This window comes from Pantoea sp. y20, assembly GCF_054903455.1.
Map to the genome: position 1 here is coordinate 621480 of NZ_CM142816.1, position 18460 is coordinate 639939.

The 18460-nt window shown below is 55.7% G+C and carries 14 protein-coding genes; 6 read left to right on the forward strand and 8 right to left on the reverse strand.

From position 1 onward, the window contains the following. Positions 1-42: 42 nt before the first annotated feature. Positions 43-1050 (reverse strand): ornithine carbamoyltransferase, encoded by a 1008-nt coding sequence (gene argF / locus ACYAC5_RS02805; RefSeq protein WP_137385078.1) that lies wholly within the window; start codon positions 1048-1050, stop codon positions 43-45. 161 nt (positions 1051-1211) lie between these two features. On the opposite strand from argF, the gene rraB reads away from it, so the two are divergent. Continuing rightward, positions 1212-1634 carry a ribonuclease E inhibitor RraB gene (gene rraB, locus ACYAC5_RS02810; RefSeq protein ID WP_008104254.1) on the forward strand — a complete coding sequence of 141 codons (423 nt, stop codon included), beginning with the start codon at positions 1212-1214 and terminating at the stop codon, positions 1632-1634. A gap of 60 nt (positions 1635-1694) precedes the next feature. Then, positions 1695-2456, forward strand: coding sequence for a tRNA isopentenyl-2-thiomethyl-A-37 hydroxylase MiaE (gene miaE / locus ACYAC5_RS02815; protein WP_101762230.1), 762 nt, complete (start codon positions 1695-1697; stop codon positions 2454-2456). 155 nt (positions 2457-2611) lie between these two features. Here miaE and ACYAC5_RS02820 read toward each other — a convergent pair whose 3' ends face one another. The 4 genes from ACYAC5_RS02820 to pepA form a co-directional block, all read right to left on the reverse strand. Next, entirely contained in the window at positions 2612-3115 is a 504-nt protein-coding gene (locus ACYAC5_RS02820; protein ID WP_192236081.1) for a GNAT family N-acetyltransferase, read from the reverse strand. Positions 3116-3181: 66 nt separating this feature from the next. Further along, complete coding sequence (locus ACYAC5_RS02825; protein ID WP_101762228.1) at positions 3182-6037, reverse strand: valine--tRNA ligase; 2856 nt, start codon at positions 6035-6037, stop codon at positions 3182-3184. A gap of 2 nt (positions 6038-6039) precedes the next feature. Continuing rightward, the gene (locus tag ACYAC5_RS02830) at positions 6040-6501 is read right to left on the reverse strand and encodes a DNA polymerase III subunit chi (RefSeq protein WP_061718226.1); all 462 of its coding nucleotides are present in this window, start codon (positions 6499-6501) and stop codon (positions 6040-6042) included. A 171-nt stretch (positions 6502-6672) separates the two neighbouring features. Continuing rightward, positions 6673-8184, reverse strand: a complete 1512-nt coding sequence (gene pepA, locus ACYAC5_RS02835; protein WP_101762227.1) for a leucyl aminopeptidase — start codon at positions 8182-8184, stop codon at positions 6673-6675. A 269-nt stretch (positions 8185-8453) separates the two neighbouring features. Here pepA and lptF point away from each other — a divergent pair, with 269 nt between their 5' ends. Together lptF and lptG are read left to right on the forward strand one after the other, a co-directional pair. Then, a complete protein-coding gene (gene lptF / locus ACYAC5_RS02840; RefSeq protein WP_110868051.1) occupies positions 8454-9554 on the forward strand; it encodes an LPS export ABC transporter permease LptF in 1101 nt (366 codons plus the stop codon). Beyond that, complete coding sequence (lptG, locus tag ACYAC5_RS02845) at positions 9554-10630, forward strand: LPS export ABC transporter permease LptG (RefSeq protein WP_137385080.1); 1077 nt, start codon at positions 9554-9556, stop codon at positions 10628-10630. Before lptF ends, lptG begins: the two co-directional genes overlap by 1 nt. A 32-nt stretch (positions 10631-10662) precedes the next feature. Here the strand turns inward: lptG and ACYAC5_RS02850 are convergent, their stop codons facing one another. The 3 genes from ACYAC5_RS02850 to ACYAC5_RS02860 all read right to left on the reverse strand — a co-directional run bounded on the left by ACYAC5_RS02850 (position 10663) and on the right by ACYAC5_RS02860 (position 15387). Then, entirely contained in the window at positions 10663-11940 is a 1278-nt protein-coding gene (locus ACYAC5_RS02850; protein ID WP_210080925.1) for a DUF445 domain-containing protein, read from the reverse strand. 80 nt (positions 11941-12020) lie between these two features. Continuing rightward, positions 12021-13523 (reverse strand): helicase HerA-like C-terminal domain-containing protein, encoded by a 1503-nt coding sequence (locus ACYAC5_RS02855; protein ID WP_277974458.1) that lies wholly within the window; start codon positions 13521-13523, stop codon positions 12021-12023. A 295-nt stretch (positions 13524-13818) separates the two neighbouring features. Continuing rightward, positions 13819-15387, reverse strand: a complete 1569-nt coding sequence (locus ACYAC5_RS02860) for an ABC transporter substrate-binding protein (RefSeq protein ID WP_462062371.1) — start codon at positions 15385-15387, stop codon at positions 13819-13821. A 532-nt stretch (positions 15388-15919) separates the two neighbouring features. Between ACYAC5_RS02860 and ACYAC5_RS02865 the strand changes: the two genes are divergently transcribed. Beyond that, a complete protein-coding gene (locus ACYAC5_RS02865; RefSeq protein WP_101762220.1) occupies positions 15920-16651 on the forward strand; it encodes a gluconate 2-dehydrogenase subunit 3 family protein in 732 nt (243 codons plus the stop codon). Between the two features lie 37 nt (positions 16652-16688). Beyond that, positions 16689-18458 (forward strand): GMC family oxidoreductase, encoded by a 1770-nt coding sequence (locus ACYAC5_RS02870; RefSeq protein WP_110868048.1) that lies wholly within the window; start codon positions 16689-16691, stop codon positions 18456-18458. The last annotated feature ends 2 nt before the right edge of the window (positions 18459-18460 follow it).

An 18460-nucleotide genomic window follows, 5' to 3' on the forward strand; every position in this document is an offset into this window, starting at 1 on the left:
AGCAAATATCGCGCGCGAGGTAAACGTTTGCGGCGCCACCAATCATAGCTTGCCGAGTGTCGCGACCATCACCGCTTTAATGGTGTGCATGCGGTTTTCAGCCTGATCGAACACGATGCTGTGCGCAGATTCAAACACCTCATTACTCACTTCCATGCCATCGTGCAAACCGTGCTGCTCGGCCATTTGACGGCCCAGCGTGGTTTTGTCGTCATGGAAGGCCGGTAAGCAGTGCAGGAACTTCACCTGCGGATTGCCGGTCAGCGCCAGCATCGCGCTGTTAACCTGATAAGGACGCAGCAGGGCGATGCGATCTTCCCACACTGATTTGGCTTCGCCCATCGACACCCACACATCCGTGTAGATGAAGTCGGCACCTTGCACGCCTTCGGCGATATCTTCGGTCAGGGTGATTTTGCCACCGGTTTGCTGTGCGGCCACGCGGCACTGCTCCACCAGTTCCGCTTCCGGCCAGCAGCCTTTTGGCGCCACCAGACGCAGATCGAGGCCGACCAGCGCAGCGGCTTCCAGCATGCTGTTGCCCATGTTGTTGCGTGCATCGCCGACGTAAACCAGCGTCATTTCATTCAGCGATTTACCCGGCAGATGTTCCTGCATTGTCAGCAGATCGGCCAGCAGCTGCGTGGGGTGGAATTCGGTGGTCAGGCCGTTCCACACCGGCACGCCAGCGAATTCCGCTAAGGTTTCCACCAGTTCCTGGCCGTAGCCGCGATATTGAATACCGTCATACATGCGTCCCAGCACGCGCGCGGTGTCTTTCATCGACTCTTTATGGCCGATTTGGCTGCCGCTTGGGCCGAGATAGGTGACGTTAGCGCCCTGATCGTAAGCGGCAACTTCGAAAGAGCATCGGGTACGAGTCGAGTCTTTTTCGAAGATGAGCGCGATGTTTTTGCCTTTCAGGTACTGCGTTTCGCTGGCATTTTTCTTTGCGTGTTTTAATTCACCTGCCAGACTCAGCAGAGAATCGATTTCGGCTGGGGTGAAATCCAGCAATCTCAGGAAATGTCTTTGATGTAGCTGACTCATACAGCGCTCCGGATGACTACATTAAATGAATTAAAATTCAATTTAACCGTATGAATATGCATTTTCAACCCCGGCGTTAAGAAACTTGTTGTTTTGTGTAGTGGCGCGCGAGGCAGTGTGGGAAAATAATTGAATTCAGCCGAATATTTGAGGACACACCCATGGCATATGAAGCATTGCTGGAAGAACAGCGCGAAGAGACGCGACTGATCATTGAAGAGTTGCTGGAAGACGGCAGCGATCCAGATGCGCTTTACACTATTGAGCATCATCTCTCCTGCAACAACTTCGACTCGCTGGAGAAGGTCGCGGTTGATGCCTTCAAGCTGGGCTACGAAGTGAGCGAGCCAGAAGAGCTGGAGCTGGAAGACGGCACCACCGTAATGTGTGTGGATATCCTGAGCGAAGGCGCGTTGAAGCCAGAGCTGATTGATGCGCAGGTTGAGCAGCTGGTGAATCTGGCGGGCAGCTACAACGTCGATTACGACGGGTGGGGCACCTACTTTGAAGATCCTGATGCCGAAGATGAAGACGACGATGGCGAGTTCATCGACGACGAAGAAGACAACGGTGTGCGTCACTAAGCATTAATGGGCGGCACTCGCCGCCCTGAACACGTTTCCCCGTAAGACAAAAGACTGCCCATGAATTACGCTCCGCTATTAGAACCGATCTATCAATTCCTGCATTGCCGCACGCCACAAGCGTGGATTGATGAAGCACGCAAGCCGGAAAATCTGACGTTGCTGCTCACCGATCACATGGTTTGTGAATTAAAAGCCGCGCAAACCGCGGTGTTCATCATCCGTAAATACGTGGCGGATAAGCCAAGTGGTGATGCCATTCTGGCATGGCTCAAGCCGTATGAAGATTTTATCTACCGCGACGAGCAGGACGGCAACTTTATCAATGCCCACAAGAATCTGACCAAAAGCATTATCGTGCGCAACGAGCTGCCGTGGGCCGATGATTTGGTGGAGATGATGGTGCTGCTGGTGAAAGAGGAGCTGCACCACTTCTATCAGGTGTGGGAAATCATGCAGTCGCGCGGTTTGCCGTATCGCAAAATCACTGCCAGCCGCTATGCCAAAGGTTTGATTCGCGAGATTCGCACATACGAGCCGGAAGCGCTGGTGGATAAGCTGATTTGCGGGGCGTACATCGAAGCGCGATCCTGCGAACGTTTCGCCAGCCTGGCGCCGTATCTGGATGAGCAACTGGAGAAGTTCTATATTTCGCTGCTGCGCTCGGAAGCGCGTCACTATCAGGATTACCTGAAGCTGGCGCAGCAGATTTCGCCGAAGGAGATTGCGCCGCGCGTGCAGGTGTTTGGCGAGGCAGAAGCGCGCTTAATCAGCGAGCCGGATGGCGAACTGCGGTTTCATAGTGGGGTGCCGGCGGTTTAGGTTTGTGCGCGCTGTCCCCCATCCCGGCCTTCCCGCTAGCGGGGGAAGGAGATGCTGCCACATGCAGCTTCAACGCTGACATGTGGCAGCATCTTCCTCCCCCATTTATGGGGGAGGACCGAGGAGGGGGACAGCGAGCACACACAGCCAGCACATCACAACACCTTCAGCATCCGCACTTCACAATCCACATGCCCGGTACAACCCATCGCGCTATCAATCAGCTCGAACCCCAGCGACTCATACAACTTAATCGCACGCGTCAAACTGCCGGTGGTTTCCAGATAGCAGCGCTGAAAGCCCTGCTGACGGGCGAATTCCATGGCACGCAGCGCCAGATCGCGTGCCAGACCTAAGCCGCGCACCTGCGGCAGGAAATACATTTTCTGCAGCTCACAGATATCCGGCGCGCTGCAGGCCAGCGGTGCAACGCCGCCGCCGCCCACCACCACACCGTCATGTTCCACAATCCAGTAAGCGCTGTTGGCTTCGCTGTAGAGTTCGAATAGGCGATCGAGATGGGGATCGGACACGGTGTAGCCTTTATCCGCCGTCAGGCCAAATTCGGCTGACACATCACGGATCACCTGCGCAATCAGCGGGTTATCGGCGGCTGAAATGGGGCGCACCTTTAAATTGATGGGAGCGTCGCTGGTCATCATTATCTTCCGGTATAAAAAAGCCGGGCAGTGCCCGGCTTCGATTAAGCAGTTGGACTGAAGCGCTTACAATGCCGCAATCACGCCCTGCTGTTCAAACAGTTTTGCTTTTGATTGCTCAAGCTCAGCCACGCGCTCACGCTCTTTGGCGACAACCGCTTCCGGCGCACGTGAGACAAAGCCTTCGTTCGCCAGCTTGGTCTGGATCTTCTCAATTTCGACATCAAGTTTCACCAGCTCTTTCGCCAGACGCTCCAGCTCGGCTTCTTTGTTGACCAGATCCGCCATCGGAATCAGCAACTCAGCGCCTTCAACAATCTTAGTGACCGAAACCGGGCCTTTCTCGCCTGCAGGCAGAATGGTCAGGCTTTCCAGACGCGCCAGACGCGACAGGAAGGTGCGGTTCTCTTCGACGCGACGCTGCGCGGCGGCAGAGCAGTCACGCAGCAGCACGTCGAGCGGCTTGCTTGGTGCGATGTTCATCTCAGCACGGATATTACGTACCGCGACGATCGCCTGCTTCATCCACTCGATATCGGCTTGCGCTTCGGCATCCTCTTTCGCCGCGTCATACTGCGGGAACGGCTGCAGCATGATGGTATCGTGATCGATGTTTTTCAGGCCTTTCACACGCTGCCAGATGGTTTCGGTGATGTAAGGAATGATCGGGTGCGCCAGACGCAGCAGCGCTTCCAGCACGGTGACCAGCGTATTACGCGTACCGCGCAGTTCCGCTTCGCTACCGCTGGTCATCACCGGCTTGGTCAACTCCAGATACCAGTCACAGAACTGGTTCCAGGTGAAGTCGTACAGAATGTTGGCCGCGATATCAAAGCGATAGTTATCCAGCGCTTCACGGTAGGCTTTTACGCTGCGGTTGAATTCGCTCAGAATCCAGCGATCCGCCAGCGACAGCTTCATTTCGCCGCCGTTTTGTCCGCAATCCTGCTCTTCGGTATTCATCAGCACGAAGCGGCTGGCGTTCCACAACTTGTTGCAGAAGTTGCGGTAGCCTTCGAGGCGCTTCATATCCCAGTTGATGTCACGACCGGTAGAAGCCAGCGCGGCAAGGGTGAAGCGCAGCGCATCGGTACCTGAAGGCACGATGCCGTCCGGGAACTGCTTTTCGGTACGTTTGCGGATCTTCTCAGCCAGCTGCGGCTGCATCATGTTGCCGGTACGTTTCTCCAGCAGATCTTCCAGAGAAATGCCGTCAATCATATCCAGCGGATCGATGACGTTACCTTTCGACTTGGACATCTTCTGGCCTTCTTCATCGCGTATCAAACCGGTCATATAAACGGTTTTGAACGGCACCTGCGGCTTGCCGTTTTCATCTTTGATAAAGTGCATGGTCAGCATGATCATGCGCGCAATCCAGAAGAAGATGATGTCGAAGCCGCTCACCAGCACGCTGGTTGGATGGAAGGTACGCAGCGCTTCGGTGTTCTCCGGCCAGCCCAGCGTCGAGAAGGTCCACAGACCGGACGAGAACCAGGTATCCAGCACGTCGTCATCCTGGCGCAGCGCCACATCGGCAGCCAGATTGTTTTCCTGACGCACTTCGTCCTCGGTGCGGCCAACATAGACGTTGCCGTCGTTGTCGTACCATGCTGGGATGCGGTGTCCCCACCACAGCTGACGTGAAATGCACCAATCCTGAATGTCACGCATCCATGAGAAGTACATGTTTTCGTACTGCTTCGGCACGAACTGGATATCGCCATTTTCTACCGCTTCAACCGCGACTTTCGCCAGCGGTGCGGTGCGCACATACCATTGGTCGGTCAGCATTGGCTCGATCACCACGCCGCCGCGATCGCCGTAAGGCACGGTGAGGTCGTGCGGTTTGATCTCTTCCAGCAGGCCAATCTCATCAATGGCGGCAACCATCGCTTTACGCGCGGCGAAACGCTCCATTTTCTGGAACTGTGCCGGGATGTCGTCCGCGCACGCATCGCTGACTTCGCCATTGGTATCGAACACTTCCGCGCGCTCGCGGATGTCGCCATCAAAGGTCAGAATGTTGATCATCGGCAGCTTATGACGACGACCCACTTCGTAGTCGTTGAAGTCATGCGCAGGCGTGATCTTCACGCAGCCGGTGCCTTTTTCCATATCAGCGTGTTCATCGCCAACGATCGGAATACGACGGTTCACCAGCGGCAGGATCAGCTCTTTGCCGATCAGATCTTTATAACGCGGATCTTCCGGGTTAACCGCGACGCCGGTATCGCCCAGCAGGGTTTCCGGACGCGTGGTCGCCACCACCAGATAATCTTTGCCTTCAGCGGTTTTCACGCCGTCAGCCAGCGGATAGCGGATGTGCCACATCGAGCCTTTGCTCTCGCGGTTTTCCACTTCCAGATCGGAGATTGCGGTACGCAGTTTTGGATCCCAGTTTACCAGGCGTTTGCCACGGTAAATCAGGTTCTCTTTGTACAGGCGGACAAACACTTCGCGCACGGCGTTGGACAGACCTTCGTCCATGGTGAAGCGCTCGCGCTCCCAGTCAACCGAGTTGCCGAGACGACGCATCTGGCGAGTAATGGTGCCGCCGGATTCCGCTTTCCACTGCCAGATTTTGTCGATGAATGCATCGCGGCCATAATCCTGGCGCGTTTTGCCCTCTTCAGCGGCGATTTTGCGTTCTACCACCATCTGTGTAGCGATACCGGCGTGATCGGTACCGGCCTGCCACAAGGTATTTTTACCCTGCATGCGCTGGTAGCGAATCATGGTATCCATGATGGTCTGCTGGAAAGCGTGACCCATATGCAAGCTGCCGGTGACGTTCGGCGGCGGGATCATGATGCAAAAGCTTTCCTGGCTGGTATCGCCATTCGGTTTAAAGTAGCCCTGCTGTTCCCAGTGCTCGTAGAGCGGCTGCTCGATATCTTGCGGGTTATATGTCTTTTCCATTTCTACACTGTCGTTTGCGGCGAGGGTGGCGTCGCCGTATTCAATTGGAAACCAACGCTGCGATAGGCTTTGTAGCGATCGCGCGCCAGTTGTTTTAGGGATTCTTCATAAGGAACGAAGTCTATCACTTCATGGAAACCAGTAGCAAAATCTGCGAACTGTGGCAGAAGGCTGATCAGCAGATCGCGCGGTGAACTGCCGCGACGCTGTGGCCAGGCCAGCTCAACCGGAGCGCCGTAGCGCGGGCCTTCTCCAGCCAGATTGTGCGGCACAAAAGCGTTTGCCGGAAGTTGCCAGAGCGCTTCATCCAGCCGATTGGCTTGTTCTTCGTTTTCGCAGGCAATCAGGATGCGTTTGCCGTCACGCCAGCGTGTTTCGGCAAGAGAGCACACCAACGCTTCGATGGCGGTTAGGCCGTCGTCGGCGCTCTCAGACTCCATCACATAGAAAGTGGCGTTTTTCATGGGATCCTTTGGATGAGAGGGGGGCTGGGTGCTTGCTGTCCCCCACCTCGGTCCTCCCCCACAAGTGGGGGAGGAAGATGCTGCCCTATGTTAGTTGTGAATTCGCATGTAGCAGCGTCTCCTTCCCCCACTTGTGGGGGAAGGCCGGGATGGGGGACAGCCATCACCAAATCAATCGTCGCCGTTCAACCCTGCGCGATTCAGCAGGAACTGCGACAGCAGCGGTACCGGACGGCCGGTTGCGCCTTTGGCTTTACCGGAACGCCATGCGGTACCGGCGATATCCAGGTGCGCCCAGTTAAACTTACGCGCAAAGCGCGCGAGGAAGCAGGCGGCGGTAATCGCACCGCCAGGACGGCCGCCAATGTTCGCCATATCAGCAAAGTTGGATTCCAGCTGCTCCTGATACTCATCCGCCATCGGCAGACGCCAGGCGCGGTCGCCGGACTGCTCAGATGCGCTGATCAGCTCGTGCGCCAGCGGATTGTGGTTCGACATCAAACCGCTAACGTGATGACCCAGCGCAATCACGCAGGCGCCGGTCAGTGTGGCCACGTCAATCACCACTTCTGGCTCGAAGCGTTCAACGTAGGTCAGCGCATCGCATAGCACCAGACGGCCTTCGGCATCGGTATTCAGCACTTCAACGGTTTGACCTGACATAGTGGTCAGCACGTCGCCCGGACGCATCGATTTGCCATCAGGCATGTTTTCACAGCCCACCAGCACGCCCACCACGTTCAGCGGTAAATTCAGTTCCGCCACCATGCGCATCACGCCGTAAACGGACGCCGCACCGCACATGTCGTACTTCATCTCATCCATGGAATCGGCCGGTTTGATCGAGATACCGCCGGAATCAAAGGTTAAGCCTTTGCCAACCAGCACGATGGGGCGCGCTTCTGGATCGTGATTGCCTTTGTACTCAATCACCGACATCAGCGATTCATTGTGCGAACCTGCGCCAACCGCCAGATAGGCGTTCATCCCCAACTCTTTCATCTGCTGTTCGCCGATGACGCGGGTGGTGACATTTTTGCTGTACGCATCCGCCAGCTGACGCGCCTGCGACGCCAGATACGCGGCGTTACAAATATTTGGCGGCATATTGCTGAGATCTTTGGCGGCTTTAACACCGGCAGCTACGGCCAAACCGTGCTGAATGGCACGCTCGCCGCTGGTAAGTTCACGGCGGGTCGGCACGTTGAACACCAGTTTACGCAGCGGACGGCGCGGCTCGACTTTGTTGCTTTTCAGCTGATCAAAGTTGTAGAGCGCTTCTTTAGAGGTTTCGACCGCCTGACGCACTTTCCAGTAAGTATTGCGACCTTTGACGTGCAGTTCAGTCAGGAAGCACACCGCTTCCATTGAGCCGGTGTCGTTCAAAGTATTGATTGTCTTCTGAATGACCTGCTTATACTGGCGCTCATCAAGCTCGCGCTCTTTACCGCAGCCGATCAGCAGGATGCGTTCGGAGAGGATATTCGGCACATGGTGCAGCAGCAGCGTTTGGCCCACTTTTCCTTCCAGTTCACCGCGGCGCAGCAGGGCGCTGATGTAGCCATCGCTGATTTTATCCAGCTGCTCAGCAATGGGTGACAAACGGCGCGGTTCGAAAACGCCAACAACAATGCAGGCGCTACGCTGTTTTTCCGGGCTACCGCTTTTTACACTGAACTCCATGCACTCTCCTGAATCTTAAAGACAACGGCCTTGGCTGTCGTTAGAATGTAGCGCGCTCGTAACTCATTAATTCGTTGCGACGCCATGACAATTCAACGCCGGTAGTCATAATGAGTGGTGGTGACAAGTATGTTGTTTTTTCACCACACTAACGCGTTCGTCATACTATTTTAGCTACGATGACGGCCATTGATGAAGAAAAATGGCTGATAAGCGTTGAAACTAGCGATTTTCCTGCAAAAAGACAAGTTATCACAGGCGTACTAAGCGTGATCATCATTAGATATCTGGTTCGGGAAACGCTCAAAAGCCAGCTGGCTATCCTCTTCATCCTGCTGCTGATCTTCTTTTGTCAGAAGTTAGTGCGGATTTTGGGAGCTGCGGTGGATGGCGAAATCCCAACAAACTTAGTTCTGACATTGTTAGGACTCGGCGTGCCTGAAATGGCACAACTTATCCTGCCCCTAAGCCTGTTTCTGGCGATTTTAATGACCCTTGGGCGGCTGTACACCGAAAGTGAAATCACGGTGATGCATGCCTGCGGCCTGGGCAAAAGTGTGCTGATTAAAGCCGCGATGATCCTGATGCTGTTCACCTCGCTTGTGGCGGCGGTCAACGTCATTTGGTTAGGGCCATGGTCATCACGTTATCAGCAGGAAGTGACGCAAAACGCCAAATCTAACCCAGGCGCGGCGGCGCTGGCGGCTGGGCAGTTCCAGACCTCTAGCGACGGCAATGCGGTGCTGTTTGTTGAAGATGTGAAGGGCAATACCTTCGGCAACGTGTTCCTGGCGCAGCTGCGTCCGAAAGGCAACGCGCGTCCCTCGGTGGTGCTGGCTGATAGCGGCCACATGGAGCAACACAAAGATGGCTCGCAGGTGGTGACGCTGGATAAAGGCACGCGTTTTGAAGGCACCGCCTTGCTGCGTGACTTCCGCATCACCGACTTCGTCAACTATCAGGCGGTGATAGGCTACAAAGAAGCCACGCTCGATCCGAACGATGCCGATCAGGCGGATATTAGCACGCTGCTCAAGACCAAAACCCCGCAGTTCCAGGCGGAGTTGCACTGGCGCTTGACGCTGATCTTTGCCGTACTGGTTATGGCGTTGATGGTGGTGCCGCTTAGCGTGGTGAACCCGCGTCAGGGCCGCGTGCTGTCGATGCTGCCTGCCATGCTGCTATATCTGATCTTCTTCTTACTGCAAAGTTCTCTGCGTTCCAACGCCGCGAAAGGCCGCTTCGATCCGGCCATCTGGATGTGGGTGGTGAACTTCTCCTATCTGGCTTTGGCGGTGCTGCTGAACATGTGGGATACCGTGCCGATGCGTCGCATCCGCGCGCGCTTTAGCCGTGGAGGATCGGTCTGATGTTTAAGGTTCTTGACCGCTATATCGGCAAAACCATCTTTAACACCATCATGCTGACGCTGTTCATGCTGGTGTCGCTGTCGGGCATTATCAAATTCGTCGATCAGCTGCGTAAAACCGGGCAGGGCGCTTATACCGCCCTCGACGCCGGTTACTACACGCTGCTCAGCGTACCGAAAGATATCGAAATCTTCTTCCCGATGGCGGCGCTGCTGGGCGCACTGCTCGGTTTGGGCACGCTGGCGCAGCGTAGCGAACTGGTGGTGATGCAGGCATCGGGCTTTACCCGCATGCAGGTAGCGCTGGCAGTGATGAAAACGGCGATTCCGCTGGTGCTGTTGACCATGGCGGTGGGCGAATTCGTTGCACCGCAGGGTGAGCAGATGGCGCGTAACTACCGTGCGCAGCAGCTGTACGGTGGCTCGCTGGTTTCGACGCAAAACGGCCTGTGGGCGAAAGACGGCAACGACTTCATCTACATCGAGCGCATCAAAGGCGATAACGAGATTGATGGCGTCAGCATCTATAAGTTCAGCGATCAGCGCCGTTTACTCAGCGTACGCTATGCGGCGAGTGCCGCCTGGAATGCGGATAAAAAGGTCTGGGCGCTGTCGCAGGTCGATGAATCGGATCTGCAAGATGCCAAACAAATTACCGGCTCGCAAAGCCTGAGCGGCGAATGGAAAACCAACCTGACGCCTGACAAGCTCGGCGTAGTGGCGCTGGACCCGGACGCGCTCTCGATCACCGGCCTGTATAACTACAGCAAATACCTCAAGCAGAGCGGCCAGGTTGCAGGGCGCTACCAGCTGAATATGTGGAGCAAAATCTTCCAGCCGCTCTCTGTGGCGGTGATGATGCTGATGGCGCTGTCGTTTATCTTTGGTCCGCTGCGAAGCGTATCGATGGGCGTGCGCGTGGTGACGGGGATTAGCTTTGGCTTCCTGTTCTACGTGTTGGACCAGATTTTTGGCCCGCTAAGCCTGGTATACGGTTTGCCGCCGATTCTGGGTGCGATTCTGCCGAGCGGAGCATTCTTCGCCATCAGCTTGTTCCTGCTGATGAAACGCCGCTAAGCCTTGTAAGGTCGCCATTCATGGCGACCTTTTTACTGAATACGCTCGATCCAACCCGGCACCTGCGACAACACATACAAAATCAGTCCAATCGTCCCGCCAACCAGCGTGCCGTTAATGCGGATAAACTGCAGGTCGCGGCCGATATTCAGCTCAATTTGCTGCGACATATCGCGCGCATCCCAGCTTTTCACCGTATCGCTAATATGGCGCGTCAGGAAGGCAGCAAACTCCGGCGCTACGCTGCGTGCGGCATCTTCCAGATGCTGATTCATCGAGGCACGCAGCGCTTCGTCAGCCGCCAGCGTCTCGCCCAGCCACAGCGCGGCCAGTCTGACGCGCTCCTGCACCCGTGAATCCTCACTATTTAGATCGTCTTTCAGCCAGCCCCGTAAATCCTGCCACAGCTCGCCAATGTAGCGATTGAACGACTCATCTTCCTTCAGCCAGCTCTTGATGTTTTCAGCACGTTCCGCCATTTCAGGATCGCTTTTCAGCCGCTCAATCAGCCGCTGCACCGCGCGGTCAAAGCCCAGGCGCAACTCATGCCCCTGATCGAGCGCGACCTGATCGAGTATCGAATCCACCGCATTCGCCACCAAATCGGCGCTGTGTTCGCCCAGCCATTCGGTGGGCAGCATTTTGGCTTTGATCGGATGTTCGCGCTTGAGCCAGCGCACAATCTGCGCGGCGATAAACTCGCGCGTTCCGGGCTTGTGCAGCAAGCGCAGCAGCTGTTGTACCGCCGCATCCAGCAGCTCCTGATGGCGATTATTTTTCGTCAGGCTATCCAGCAGCAGCGCGCTGGATTGGGTGAGATCGACCTTATCCAGCGCACGATGCACCGCACGGCGCAGAAAGCGCTGAATGCGCTGATCATCGGTGAGATCGAGAAAACCGCGCATCACCTGTAACAGATGACGACCAATGCGATCGGCGTTGCCCGGCGTGTTCAGCCACTGCGCCAGCATCTGCGACGGATCGTGGCGGCGAATCAGCGCCAGCAGCGAATCGGTATCGAGGAATTTCTCCTGCACGAAGCGACCCAGATTCTCGCCAATGCGATCTTTATTGCGCGGAATAATTGCTGTATGACGCGAGATAAACGGCACCGGCACGCGCCGGAACAGCGCCACCACGGCGAACCAGTCGGCTAATGCGCCGACCATCGCCGCTTCTGCGATTGCCTTCAGCCCAAGCACCCAGAAGTTGGCTGGCAGAAACAGCGTCACAATAAAGGTGGCTGCCGCAATCAGCAGCAGTGACAGCGCCAGACGTTTGCTGCGCTTAAGTTGTTGGAATTTATCCATAGTTCCTTAAATACCCTAAACAATTCGAGTTGCAGGAAGACATACAGCTAACGCACCTGCGGCTTGAAGTATGCCGGGTATTAGCGACGGCGGCCGCCAAGAAGGCTTCCTAATACACCTCGAATGATCTGATTGGTGACCTGGCGCGCGGCACTCTTCGCCACGCTCTGCACCACGCCGTCGCGCTTGCCGCCGCGTGGGCCAGTGGTGCCGAACAGAATGTCCTTCAGACCGCCGAGAATACCGTCATCAACGGCGACCTTGTTGCCTTTGGCTTCCGGCGCATTGGCTTGCTGCGTGGTGGCCTGCACGCCTTTTTGCAGCATTTCGAACGCCGACTCGCGATCGACTTCGCTATCGTATTTACCGTACAGCGGCGAATTGTTGATCAGGCCATTGCGTTCATCCTGCGTAACCGGCCCCATGCGCGATCCGGGCGCAATCACCATCGCCCGCTGCACCATCGATGGACTGCCTTTTTCATCGAGGAAGGAGATCAGCGCTTCGCCGGTGCCGAGCGCCTGAATCGCCTCGACGGTATCAAACGCCGGATTGGCGCGCATGGTTTCGGCGGCACTTTTTACCGCTTTCTGATCTTTCGGGGTAAAGGCGCGCAACGCATGCTGCACGCGGTTGCCGAGCTGGCCCAGCACGTTATCGGGAATATCGGCGGGATTCTGCGTAACGAAATAGACGCCAACGCTTTTCGAACGGATCAGGCGAATCACCTGCTCAACTTTCTCCAGCAGCACCGGCGGCGCGTCGGTAAACAGCAGATGCGCTTCGTCGAAGAAAAACACCATTTTCGGCTTATCGAGATCGCCGGCTTCGGGCAAGTGCTCATACAGCTCGGCCAGCAGCCACAGCAGGCTGGTGGCGTAGAGTTTCGGCATTTGATAAAGCTTTTCTGCCGAGAGGATGTTGATAAAGCCTTTGCCGTTGCTATCGCAGCGCATCCAGTCGCGGATATCCAGCATCGGCTCGCCAAAGAAGTGCTCGGCACCTTGCTGCTCCAGCGCCAGTAATCCGCGCTGAATCGCCCCAACGGACGCGCTGTTGATGTTGCCGTATTGCGTCTGGAAGGCTTTGGCGTTGTCGCCGATGTATTGCGTCATGGCGCGCAGATCTTTGAAATCCAGCAGCAACAAGCCCTGATCGTCGGCGATGCGGAAGATGATTTGCAGCACGCCCGATTGCACGTCGTTAAGGTTGAGCAGCCGCGCCAGCAGCAGCGGGCCGAGATCGGATACCGTGGCGCGCACCGGATGGCCTTGCTGACCAAAAATATCCCACACCATCACCGGATTTTTCTGCGCCTGCCAGTCGCTGACGCCAATCTTCGCCAGGCGCGCCAGCAGCTTCTCGGATCCTTCGCCTGCGGCGGAAATGCCGGTGAGATCGCCTTTCACATCGGCCATAAACACCGGCACGCCGATATCGGAGAAGGATTCCGCCAGCTTTTGCAGCGTAACGGTTTTGCCGGTGCCGGTAGCGCCGGTGATCAAACCGTGGCGGTTCGCCATGTTGGAGAGAAGATGCAGTTGAACGTCAGGCGTTTGGGCAATCAGTAACGGAGTGGTCATGATTTTTTCGCTCTCAGGCAATAGGTTATGCCAGAAGGATAGCAAGCGGCGCGCGAGGAGGGAGGAGGATTGTGCCGAAAAAGGCGTAATTATGTGCCTGCTGTCCCCCATCCCGGCCTTCCCCCGTAAACGGGGGAAGGAGATTAGGTGCGCGCTGCCCCCCATCCCGGCCTTCCCCCGTAAACGGGGGAAGGAGATGCTGCCACATGCAGCTTCTGAACGAACATATGGCAGCATCTTCCTCCCCCATTTATGGGGGAGGACCGAGGAGGGGGAAAGCGAGCACAATCCAAAACTATTTCTGCACCGTATCAAAAAACAGCAAACTCACACCAATCCCTTGCTGCACATGATTCACGTTATTCCGCACCGCAACCTGCTGCGCGCCCTGCAGCGTCACCACGAACGGTGAGTTCTGCTGCACGGTTTTCTGCAAATCGGTATAGAGCGCACGGCGCTTAACAGCATCGCTTTCACCGGCCGCTGCGCGGGTTTTCGCACTCAGATCCGGAATATCCCAGCCGACGCGCCACGCCAGGGTTTTGGAACCGCCCGGCACGTTATAGGCAAAGGCGCTGGCGTTGGTGTTTGGATCGACATAGTCTGCGCCCCAGTAAATGAAGATCGACTGAAAATCGCGACCGCGCATTTTGCTCCACAGCTCCGATTCCGCCACCGGCTGCAACTCAATCTGCACATCCGCTTGGGCGAAGCTGGCCTGAAGCGCCTGCGCCACGTCAATGTAGGGCGGCTGATTGATCACCGTCAGCGCAAACTTCGTCCCCGGCTTGATGCCGCCTTTGGCTAAAATCTCTTTGGCTTTCGCCACATCGTAGTGGAACGGCCGATCGTCCAGCGCGCCGTCAAAACCCTGCGGCAGGAAGCTCTGATGAATGCGGTACTGACCTTTCAGCAAATCCTTCGAGAGGGTGTTGTAGTCCACCAACCAGCGCGCGGCTTGCCACAGCGCCGGATTGCCCAAGGCCGGTTGCGCTTTATCTTTGGTATTGAAACCGAGGTAGTAAACCAGGCTGGAAGGGAAGGCTTCAATGCGCAGATTCTTGTCGCTCTTCAGCGCATCAATCTGATCCGGGCCAAGCTGATACGCCACATCAACATCGCCTTGCTGAATCAGCAGACGACGCGCACTGGCATCCGCCACGCCTTTAAGCAGAATGCGTTTCAGCTTCGGCTGCGGATTCGCTTGTTGGTTAGCGCTCAGCACCAGCGCCTGCTGCGGCACATATTGCTGAAGGATAAATGCGCCGCTGCCGGCGGAATGGGTATGCAGCCAGCCGTTGCCGAGATCGTTATTGGCGACGTGTTGCTGCACGGTTTTGCTATCCACCACCGAGGCCACCGGCGCGGTCAGCAGGCGCAGCGCCAGATTCTGACCAATCTGCGCTGGCCACTGAATCTCCAGCTGATGGTCATTCAGCACTTTGAACTGGCTGGCGATGTTTTCATTGGTCCAGCCAAATTCGGCGAGGATGAAAGAGGGCGCTTTGTTCAGCTGCACCGCGCGCGTCAGTGAGAAGATCACATCCTGCGCCGTCACCGGATTGCCGCTGGAGAAGTGTGCGTTGGGTTTAATGTTGAACACTAAGCTGTGCGGCGTGCTGCCCTGTTGCCAGTGGGTGGCCAGCAGCGGTGCCAGCTTCTGCGGATCATGACGATCCGCCTCCACTAATGTTTGGTAGATGTTGTGCTGCACGCTGTTACTGACGGTTTCGAAGCTTTCAGCGGGATCGAAGCTAATAATGCCGTCGAGCGGGACGGCGACGACAAGGGTATCTTTCGGTGTGGCGGCGTGCAGTGCAAAACTGCTGCCCCATAAAGCGACGAGCAAAATCAGTGAGCGCATTATTATTGTCCTGAGTGATAGATAAATTCACTCTATCTCTGCCGTCGCTTTGGCAAAATGCCGGTTTGTTCTGAGCTGTGCCGGAATATAAAAATTGATTACCTGGGGGAATTATTGCGTTTATTTTGTGCGCGACTTGTCATTTCCACGAAATAGATTGTTCATCTGCTGGTCAATAAAGTAAATAAGATGTTATAAATGAGAATGGTTCTCTGGTATGGAAGTATGATTTTTTTTCATTGGTTCATTTCTGCGATTATTTCTTTGCGCGATAATTCCTGGTCAAATGCCCACTGATTCGTGCCACTTTCCCATCAAATGTACGGTTAAACCCTGTTTTTTCGCCTCGAAAGCCTTTTACCAAGCCTTAACCTAAATTCAACATGATGACTGAATTTCATCAAAACACATCCATAATTGAATTTTTACATTCTGAAATACCTATATCCCTAAGATTGCCAGGTTATTTACCGATTTATAAAGCTATTAACAAAAATAATTATCTTTCTTAGCAAGTGAGAGTCGTCGCGCCATGCTTCTAAATAAACCGACCACCAGACGTAAGTTTTTACTTGGGTCGCTTTTGGCTTTGCCATTAAGTGACCTGGTATTTAAGGGATTAACTGCGGCGCAAGCTGCGGAAATGGCAGCACCCGAGCTCGCCGACTATAAACCGATCTTTTTCAGTGCTGATGAGTGGCAATTTATTCTGGCCGCAACCGATCGCCTGATTCCAGCCGGCGGCAAAGGTAAAGCGCCAGGTGCACTGGAAACCAACGTGCCGATCTTTATCGATCAGCAGCTGCACAGCCCGGAGTTCGGGGCAGAGATCTACATGCAGGGTCCGTTCAACGTGCATGCACCTGCCACCATGGGTTATCAAATCCCGTTCACGCCACAGCAGATGTACCAAACCGGTATCAAGCTGGTGAATCAGTGGACGCAAAGCAATTTCCAGAAACCGTTCCATGAGCTGTCACTGGAAGAGAAAGATGCGGTGCTCACCAAAGTGAACAAAAACGACGGCATTGACTTCGCCGCCCTGGGCGAAGAGAACCTGAAGGCCTCGCAGTTCTTCGGCCAGCTGCTTGCAGATACCAAACACGGCTACCTCGCTGACCCGATGTACGGCGGCAACAAAGGCATGAAAGCCTGGATTGCCATCGGCTTCCCGGGCGCACGCGCCAGCTTTACCGAATGGGTGAAGCAGCACAACGTGCCGTACCCGCTGGGACCGGTCAGCCTCCTGGGTGAAAGCGCGTAAGCACACCCCCGTTTTTGGTATGTGAGACAGGATTAACATGGCACAGATTACAAAGAAAGAAGTCGACGTCGTCGTTTGCGGCCTCGGCTGGGCCGGCTCGTTGATGAGTATTGAACTGGCGATGGCGGGACTCGACGTGCGCGCATTAGAGCGTGGCGGCGAGCGTGATTACCCGGATTTCGCTTATCCGAAACCGGCTGATGAATACGCCTACAACGTGCGTAACAAAGTGTTCGCTACGCCAAAAGAAGTGGCGGTCACCGTGCGTTACAACAGCAGCCAGACGGCGTTGCCGACCCGTAAATGGGGCGCGTTTGCGCCGGGAACCGGCGTGGGCGGCGCGGGCATGCACTGGACGGCGGTGCTGATTCGTCCAACCCCAACCGACCTGAAGCTGAAAACCTACGTCGATGAGGCCTACAAGCCGGGCATCCTGCAGGAAGATATGCGCGTGATGGACTTCCCGTTCACCTGGGAAGAGATCGAGCCGTATTACTACAAGTTTGAGCTGATCTGCGGTCAATCCGGCACCACCGGCAACCTGCGCGGCCAGATTCTGCCGGGCGGCGATCCGTTTGAAGGTCCGCGTTCTGAACCTTATCCGTTGCCTGCACTGGAAGATACGCTGAACAACGTGATGTTCAAAGAGGCGGCCACCAAACTCGGCTACCATCCGTTCCCGAACCCATCTGCGTGCGTATCACGCGCGTGGAAAAACCCGTACGGCAACCAGATCGCACCGTGTAACTACTGCGGCTACTGCTCGAAATATCCGTGCCTCAACTACTCTAAAGCCTCACCACAAACGGCGGTAATGGATGCGTTGAAACGTATGCCGAACTTCTCATACGAAGTGCATGCGGAAGTGGTGAAAGTGGTACTGCATGACGACCAGAAAACCGCCAAGGGAGTGATTTACTACGATGTGGACGGCAACGAAGTGTTCCAGCCGGCGAAGATCGTGGTGCTGTCCAGCTTCCAGCTCTATAACGTGCGCCTGATGCTGCTCTCCGGTATCGGCAAGCCGTATAACCCAATCACCGAAGAAGGTGTGGTGGGACGTAACTACGCGTTCCTGTCGAACGGCGGCGCAACCCTGTTCTTCAAAGACAAAAACTTCAACTCTTACGCCACCGCTGGCGCCACCGGCCAGATGTTCAACGACATCTCGCCAGGCAACTTCGACGGTCCGGGCCTCGGTTTCCTTGGCGGCGCCAAGATCCACAGCTCGCAAGCCACCGGCACGCCAATGGCTGCTGCGCTGCCGAAAGGCACGCCATCGTGGGGCATGGGTTACAAAGAAGGTCTGGAGGAGTGGTACAACCATTCCATGAAGATCAGCATCACCACCACCTGCCAGTCGTATCGCGATATCTATCTGGATCTGGATCCGAATTACACCGACCATCGCGGTCAGCCGTTGCTGCGCATGACGTTCAACTGGAAAGAGAACGAACTGAAGCTGCAACAGCACCTGAAAGGCATCGTCGGCAACATCGCCAAAGAGCTGAACCCAGACAGCATGAGCATGAGCTTCCTGCCAATGGGCGCGGACTTTGACCTCACCAAATACGTTTCGACCCACAACGTGGGCGGCGCGGTGATGGGCGATAACCCGAAAACTTCTGCACTGAACAAGTACCTGCAGAGCTGGGATGTTCATAACGTGTTTGTGCCGGGCGGCAACGCCTTCCCGCAAAACTTCCAGGCGAACCCGACCGATACCATCGGCGCGATCACCTTGATGGCGGCACAAGCCATTAAAGAACATTATCTGAAAAATCCCGGTCCACTGGTACAGGCATAAGC